The organism is Rhizobacter sp. P1_G5, from assembly GCF_056405435.1.
On sequence record NZ_JBFUCB010000270.1, the window covers coordinates 1 to 7,635 of the forward strand.

Here is a 7,635-nt window from a genome sequence, read left to right on the forward strand (position 1 = left end):
GGCGCAAGCGGCGTATGACAGCGGCGTCGCGAACGCGCTGAGTGCCGGCATCTGCACCGCCGTGTCCATCTGGGGGTCGCCGTCCCTGCCGTCCCAGCTGAGCACGCAGTCTGCCGGCGCCGCCAAGGCCGGGCAATTGACCCTGCTCGCCGGCAGCGCCGGAGGCAGCGGCAACTGCGACGGCTGGGCCTCCAACGCCAGGTTCGACAACCCGTGGCGGGTGGCGGTCGACGGTGATGGAAACATCTACGTGGCGGACAACCACAACCACACCATCCGCAAGATCTCGCCAGAAGGAGCGGTGCAAACGCTGGCCGGCTCGCCCGGCAAATCCGGCACCGCCGACGGCCTCGGCCTGGCTGCACGGTTCTACGCGCCGCAAGGCATCGCTGCCGATGCGATCGGAAACGTGTTCGTGACCGACGGCAGCAGCACGATCCGCAAGATCACGCGCGACGGGCTGGTCAGCACGCTCGCAGGATCACCAGGAGCGCTCGGCAACGCCGATGGCGTCGGAGCAGGCGCCCGATTCAGCGGCCCTGCCGACCTCGCGTTGGACACCCATGGCAACGTGTACGTGGCCGACAGCTTGAACAACGCGATCCGAAAGGTGACGCCGCAAGGCGTGGTGACGACACTGGCGATCAGCTCCTGCGGGTCGAACAGCCTGTCGAATCCTTCTGGCATCGCGGTTGACAGCGCCGACAACCTGTACATCTCGAACCTCGGCGGCTACGAGGTTTGCAAGGTGAACCCGGACGGCACTTCGACGTTCTTCGCCGACGGGCAAGGCAGCAGCGACGGCAGTTTCCAGGAACCACGCGGTCTGGCCGTCGACAAGGACGGCAACGTCTACCTCGCCGATGCCTTCAACGAGATCATTCGAAAGATCACACCCCAGGGCGACGTCAGCACGCTGGCCGGCAGGCTGGTCACGCGTGGAAGCGCGGACGGCTTCGGGACGGACGCGCGGTTTCGCCGGCCCAACGGCGTAGCGGTCGACTCGCACTACAACGTGTATGTCGCCGACGAAGAGAATCACACGATACGGAAGATCTCATCGGACGGCGAAGTGAGCACGCTCGCCGGACTTGCATCCAACTTCGGCTACGCGGACGGGACCGGTGGCAACGCCCGATTCCAGGCACCGGGAGGCTCGGCCGTCGACTCGCAAGGGAACATGTACGTGGCGGACGCGCTGAATTACGTGATTCGCAAGATCACACCAGCGGGTGTCGTGACAACACTCGCGGGAACACCGGGCGTGCGCGGCAACAGCGACGGCGTCGGCAGCAATGCGCAGTTCCGGTTCATTTCGATTCACTCCGACTCGATAGGCGACACCGACCCGGTCGGCCTCTGCATCGACCGGAACGGCAACCTCTATGTCGCGGACACCGGCAACAACAGCGTGCGCAAGGTCACCCCGGCGGGCGAAGTGACCACGATCGCCACGGTGCCCGATCCGCGAGGCATTGCCGCGGATCCGAACGGCAACGTCTTCGTGTCGAACTACAGCGCGATCCGGCGTGTCACGCCTCAAGGCGTGGTCACCCTGTTCGCAGGCGACGTGCAGCAATGGGGTTCGGCAGACGGACAAGGCACCGCCGCTCGGTTCACCGATCCACGCGGTTTGGCGGCAGACGCTGGTGGCAACATCTATGTGGCCGACACTGGCAATGCCACGATCCGGCGGATCACCTCCAACGGGTCCGTCACGACGCTGGCTGGCACGGCCGGCCAAAGCGGCACGGCAGATGCGACGGGCAGCGCCGCTCGCTTCAGCGTCGTGCTGGGCCTTGCGGTGGACAGCCAGCAGAACATCTACGTGGCCGATCTGGGCGGCGCCGGCGGTACAGGCCATCCGATCGCAAAGACGGTTCGAAAGGTGACGCCGGCCGGCGTGGTCAGCACCGTCGTCGGCAAGCCCGGCAGCGCCGGCAACATCCTGGGGGCACTTCCGGCGTCGCTCGGCCAGATCGGATCCGTCGCTGTCGTCAGCGACAAGCAACTCGTCATCACGGCGAACGACGGTGTGTTCCTGGCGACCTTCCCCTGAGAGACCGCTCTCAGCCTCGTGCGATGATCGGATCGCACGAGGCGCGAGCCCTGCTCCTCGCAATCTTCGAGAGACCGAGCATGGAAACCTTGGACGACATGCGACGGCGCCACCTGCTGACCATCGAACAGCACGCCGAGATCGGCGCCTGGGTCGCCAGCGCCAAGTCGCCGGAAGCGATCATGGCGATGMCGCCCCACCTGTGGCGCGCGCTGTCGCTCGCCAGCGTGCTGATGAACGTCGATGCCGAGTTGACGCAGGCGCCGATGCTCGGCGAAGGCTGACATCGCCGCCCGGGCCTGCGCCGGTCGCCTGACTACGCGGGCGGGAACTTCTGATTCAGATCGGCGAGCAATCTCTCCATCACGGCCCCCGCATTCAGCGCGTTGTTCTTCAGAGCAACCTCCACCGTCCACATCTGATTGCCAAGGGCCGCCCCCCAGGCCGCGTGATTGAACCGCTCGGTGTTGCACATCTGGATCAACGCCTTCACATCTGCGTCCATCCAAACCCCGCCGATGGGCATGCGATTCAAGAGTGTCCGAAACTGTCCCACCGACGGGGGCGGGCTGCCCGTGTGCTGCGACACCAGCTTTTGCACAGTCTCCCAAGCCTTGAATCGCCCGGAACGCCCCGAGTCAGTAGCATTGAGCTTTTGCAGATCCGTGAACACGGCTTGCTCGTCCGGCGAGACGTGGGTCTCGAAGTCAGGGCTCGAGACGATCCCATTCACCCGTTTGCGCACGTCGCTCCACGCAATCTGCTGCGTGTTCCCGACCGTCTGGATGCCCTTGCTCCAGTCCGCGAGGTCCTGGCACGCGGCCTGACAGGAACTGGTCGGCTTGCGCTGTGGCGCAGCCTCGGGGGCTGAAACCTGCCGCTGTTGCGCCGCCGGCGATGCAGCGGGCGCCTGATGGCCGGCAGGCCAAAAGTTCTTGACGGTGCGGCCCACCGCCGTCCATGCGCTGTATCGCGCCTGTCCCGGCTGCCCCAGCAGAGGCTTCAGAGCCTCGATGCTGTTGCTCAACGCCGGCGCCAACTGCGCAAATTCAGGAAAGGTGGTCAGGGTGTTCACGATCTCCTGGGCGAGCATCCAGTCCTCGGGCTGGACTTCGGGCGTGGTCTTCCCGCGCGGCGCGTTGACACGCTGGTCGTCGTAGTACGCCAGCATGCTCTTCAAGGCATCGAAATGCGCCTTGAAATCCTGCACCTGTCCGCGCGAACGCGCAGCCAGGAACGGAACACTCTGCATGGTGGCGAACGAGGCCACCTTGAACATGTGCGACCCGGAGCGAGAAGCCAGATGGCTTTGCACGCAGTGCCCTGCGGAACTGCGCTGCCTGGAAAGCGTGGTGACCCTTGCGGCGTGTTCCGGTGAGGGGGCACTCAGCGAGCGCGAGATCTTGCGAACAGCATTGGGCTGAAGTTTGGTGGAAGGACCCATGGTGGCCTCTGTGTTGAAGTGACGCCCCAGGCGCCACCTCAGCCTCACAAGCGCCGAGCCCTCACCCGAGTAACGCCCTGTATGTCACGCCAGCCGCCACATCGTTCCACGCGCAGTACATCCTTCCGCTCAGAACGTCCCCGGATACGCCCCGCCATCCAGCAGGATGTTCTGCCCCGTCAGGTACCCCGCCTGCACGCTGCACAGGAACGCGCAGAACGCGCCGAACTCCTCGGCCGTGCCGAAGCGCTGCGCCGGGATCGTCTTGCGCCGCGCATCCCACGCGGCGTCGGCGTCCTGCCCCGTCTTCTGCGCCCCGGCCCGCACCGTCGTTCGCAACCGGTCGGTGTCGAACGCGCCGGGCAGCAGGCCGTTGATGGTCACGTTCTTCGCGACCAGGTTGGTGCGCGCGAGGCCCGCCACGAAACCGGTGAGCCCGCTGCGCGCGCCGTTCGACAAGCCCAGCACGCCGATCGGCGCCTTCACCGCGCCCGAGGTGATGTTGACCACGCGCCCGTAGCCGCGCCCCGCCATCGCATCGACCGTCGCCTTGATCAGCTCGATCGGCGTCAGCATGTTGGCATCGAGCGCCTTGATCCACGCGTCACGGTCCCAGTCGCGGAAATCCCCCGGCGGCGGCCCGCCGGCGTTGTTGACCAGGATGTCGACCTGCGGGCACGCCGCCAGCGCCGCCTCGCGGCCGGCGGCCGTCGTGATGTCGCCCGCCACGCTGCGCACCTCGCCGCGCTTCAGCGCCCGCAACTCGGCGGCCGTCGCCTCCAGCGCCTCGGCACCGCGCGCGGTGATCACCACGTTGACGCCCTCGCGCACCAGCGCCTGTGCGCAGCCCTTGCCCAGGCCCTTGCTGGCGGCACACACCAGCGCCCACTTGCCTTCGATTCCGAGATCCATGCGATTCCTTTCGATGCCGTGCGGCGAATCGCCAGGATTCTCGGCGAACTCGCTACTTCAGCGCCTCCACGCGGTCATACAGTTCCTTCGACCACGGCGCATCGGGGGCCGTCACTGCCTTCTGCACCGCCTGCATGAACGGCTTGCGGTCCACCTTCACGATGGTGCGGCCGGCCTTCTCGAACTCGGTCACGAGGCGGTGCTCGGATTCGAGGATGTCGCTGCTCGCCCGCGTCGACGCCTCCCAGAGCACCTGGTCGAACAGCTTGCGGTCGGCCGCCGGCATCGAACTCCAGGTGGTGCCCGACACCACGGTGACCAGCGATTCGGTGATGTGCCCGGTCAGCATCGTGTACTTCTGCACCTCRTAGAACTTCTTGGCCTCGATCGTCGGCAGCGGGTTCTCCTGYGCATCGACGGTGCCGTTCTGCAGCGCCAGGTACACCTCGGCGAATGCGATCGGCGTCGGGTTGGCGCCCACCGCGCGCGGGAACATCATGAACAGCGGCGCATCCGGCACGCGCAGCTTCATGCCCTTCATGTCCTCCGGCTTCAGCACCTGCTTGTTCGCGGTGAGGTGGCGCTGGCCGTAATAGGTGTAGCCGGCGATGTGGTTGCCGCCGCTCTTGCTCTCGTACCCCGCCGCCAGCTCCTTGAAGATCGCGCTGTCGCGAAAGCTCTGCCAGTGCGCATGGTCGCGGAAGATGAACGGCCCCGACGCGATCGACAGCGGCGGGTAGGCCCGCCCGGCGAACGCCATCCCGGTGTAGATGATGTCCACCGTGCCCAGCGTCAGCCCCTGGTTGATGTCGGTCTCCTTGCCGAGCGTGGACGCCGGGAACACGTCGATCAGGTACTTGCCGTTGCTGCGCTTCTTGATCTCCTCCGCCGCCCACAGCGCCTGCTTGTGGTACGGCTCGCTGGTCTCGTAGACGTGGGCCCATTTGAGCTTGGTCTGCGCGAGCCCGGCGGTGCTGCACAGCGCGAGCAGCGCCAGCGCGGCAAAACGCTTGAAAGGCTTGAAGGAAGAGATCCGGATCATCGTCGTCTCCTACGGCTTGTTGAGGTTCAGCTTCGGGATCAGCACCTTGAAGGTCTCATGGTCGCGCGCGACCACCTGCTTGAAGGCCGCCGCATCGGCATACGCATAGCCGAGGTTCAGCTTGTCCATCGCCTCATGCAGGCTCGGCTCGGCGGCGGTCTTCTGCGTCGCGGCGCGCAGCACGTCGACGACGTCCTGCGGCGTGCCCTTGGCCACGCCCAGGCCACGCCACGTGCCGATGCTCAGGTCGACGCCGCGCTCCTTCAGCGTCGGCACCTTCTCGAAACCCTTCACGCGCTGGTCGGCCATCACCGCCAGCGTCTTCAGCTTGCCGGCCTGCACGTAGGTCGACACCTCCGCCGGGCTGACCGACACCGCATCGATCTGCGAGCCCATCAGCGCCAGCACCGCCGGCCCCGCGCCCTGGTAGGGCACGTGCAGGAACTTCGCGCCGGTGCGGTCTTCGAGCGCGGCCGCGGCCAGGTGCCAGATCGAGCCGACGCCCGAGTTGCCCACCCGCAGGTCGCCCTTCTTCGCGGCGGCGATGAACTCCTCGTAGGTGTTCCAAGGCGCATCGGCACGCACCGTGATCGCGGCCGGGTCGGCGTTCAGCTGCGCGATCGGGATGAAATCCTCGTGCGTGAACTTCGCGAGACCCAGGTGCGGCAGCGTCGCGATCTCGACCGTCATCACCGCGATCGTGTAGCCGTCGGGCTTGCTGTTGATCACGTAGCTCCAGCCGATCGCGCCGCTCGCGCCCGGCTTGTTGCTGACGTACATCGAGGCCGGCAGGTGCTTGCGCGAGGCCTCGGCGAAGGCGCGTGCGAGCGCGTCGGTGCCGCCGCCCGGTTGGTAGGGCACCAGCAGCTCGATCGGGCGCGTCGGGTAGTCGGCTGCGCGCGCGTTGGAGGCGGTGAAGGCCGAGATCCCGGCCAGGGGCAGCAGGCAGGCGGCAGCCAGCAGCAGGGCGTGCCGTGCAGCATCGAAGCGAATCATCGTCGTTGTCTCCGTTCAGTCGTCGTTGTCGTCAGGAAAGGGAAATTCAGGACACGGGATTCAGGAAAGAAGGCGCGGCAGCCACAGCGAGATCGCCGGCACGAAGGTCACCAGCGCCAGCGAGGCCAGCAGCGGCACCAGCCACGGCAGGATCGCCATCGTCGTGCGCTCGACCGACAGCCGGGCCACGCGCGCCAGCACGAACAGCACCAGGCCCATCGGCGGGTGCAGCAGCCCGATCATCAAATTGAGCACCATCACCAGCCCGAAGTGCACCGGGTCGATGCCCAGCCGCTGCACGATCGGCAGCAGGATCGGCACGAGGATCGTGATCGCCGCGGTCGGCTCCAGGAAGCAGCCGACGAACAGCATCAGCGCATTGGCCAGCAGCAGGAACTGCCACGGCTCGCTCGCGATGGCCAGCACCCCTTGCGCGATCAGCTCGGTGGTGCGCGTGGCGGTCAGCATCCAGCCGAAGATCGACGCGGCCGCGACGATGAACAACACCGTCGACGAGGTCTCCACCGTGTCCATGCACGCCTTGACGAGCGCCTTCAGGCTCAGCGTGCGGTACCACGCCAGGCCGAGGAACAGCGCCCACACGCAGGCGGCGATCGCGCCCTCGGTGGCGGTGAACAGGCCGCTCGTCATGCCGCCGATCAGCAGCACCGGCGTCATGATCGGCAGCACCGCATCGAAGCGGAAGAAGCGGTCGGCCGCGAGCAGCGCCGCCATCGCGAGCGCGGCGGCGAGCTGCATGTTGACCCCGGTCCCCGACAGCGCCCACAGCGCGAGCGGAAACGCCACCACCACCGCCAGCTCGGCCAGCGCCTTGGCGATGCGGCGCCATTCGGGCCGGGTGTCGCGGCCCCAGCGGTTGCGGCGCGCGAACCAGGCCACCGTCAGCATCATCAGCAGCGCCATCACCGCGCCCGGCACGATGCCGGCCAGGAACAGCTGCCCGACCGACACGTTGGCGAACATCGCGTAGATCACGAACGGCAGCGACGGCGGGATGATCGGCCCGAGCGTCGCCGACGCGGCCGTCACGCCGACCGCGAACTCGGTGCTGTAGCCGTGGTCCTTCATCGCCTTGATCTCGATSGTGCCGAGGCCGGCGGCATCGGCRATSGCGGTGCCGCTCATGCCGGCGAAGATCACCGAGCCGACGATGTTCACGTG

The 7,635-nt window shown here is 67.0% G+C and carries 7 protein-coding genes; 2 read left to right on the top strand and 5 right to left on the bottom strand.

Annotation, left to right across the window (positions count from 1 at the left end; all coding sequences use genetic code 11):
* Together AC1D12_RS18465 and AC1D12_RS18470 are read left to right on the top strand one after the other, a co-directional pair.
* Positions 1-2,059, top strand: a 2,059-nt coding sequence (locus AC1D12_RS18465) for an NHL repeat-containing protein (RefSeq protein WP_477842109.1), incomplete at its 5' end; no start/stop codon positions are given.
* Between the two features lie 80 nt (positions 2,060-2,139).
* Entirely contained in the window at positions 2,140-2,343 is a 204-nt protein-coding gene (locus AC1D12_RS18470) for a hypothetical protein (RefSeq protein ID WP_477842111.1), read from the top strand.
* Positions 2,344-2,375: 32 nt separating this feature from the next.
* Here the strand turns inward: AC1D12_RS18470 and AC1D12_RS18475 are convergent, their stop codons facing one another.
* From AC1D12_RS18475 to AC1D12_RS18495, 5 genes are all read right to left on the bottom strand, one after another.
* Positions 2,376-3,503, bottom strand: coding sequence for a hypothetical protein (locus tag AC1D12_RS18475; RefSeq protein WP_477842113.1), 1,128 nt, complete (start codon positions 3,501-3,503; stop codon positions 2,376-2,378).
* 129 nt (positions 3,504-3,632) lie between these two features.
* Positions 3,633-4,415, bottom strand: coding sequence for an SDR family oxidoreductase (locus AC1D12_RS18480; RefSeq protein WP_477828387.1), 783 nt, complete (start codon positions 4,413-4,415; stop codon positions 3,633-3,635).
* Positions 4,416-4,467: 52 nt separating this feature from the next.
* A complete protein-coding gene (locus AC1D12_RS18485; protein ID WP_047504426.1) occupies positions 4,468-5,457 on the bottom strand; it encodes a sialic acid TRAP transporter substrate-binding protein SiaP in 990 nt (329 codons plus the stop codon).
* Between the two features lie 9 nt (positions 5,458-5,466).
* Positions 5,467-6,453: a tripartite tricarboxylate transporter substrate binding protein gene (locus AC1D12_RS18490; protein ID WP_047504429.1), complete on the bottom strand. Its 987-nt coding sequence runs from the start codon at positions 6,451-6,453 to the stop codon at positions 5,467-5,469.
* A 60-nt stretch (positions 6,454-6,513) separates the two neighbouring features.
* Positions 6,514-7,635 (bottom strand): TRAP transporter large permease (locus tag AC1D12_RS18495; protein WP_477842115.1); only part of this gene is annotated, 1,122 nt, incomplete at its 5' end.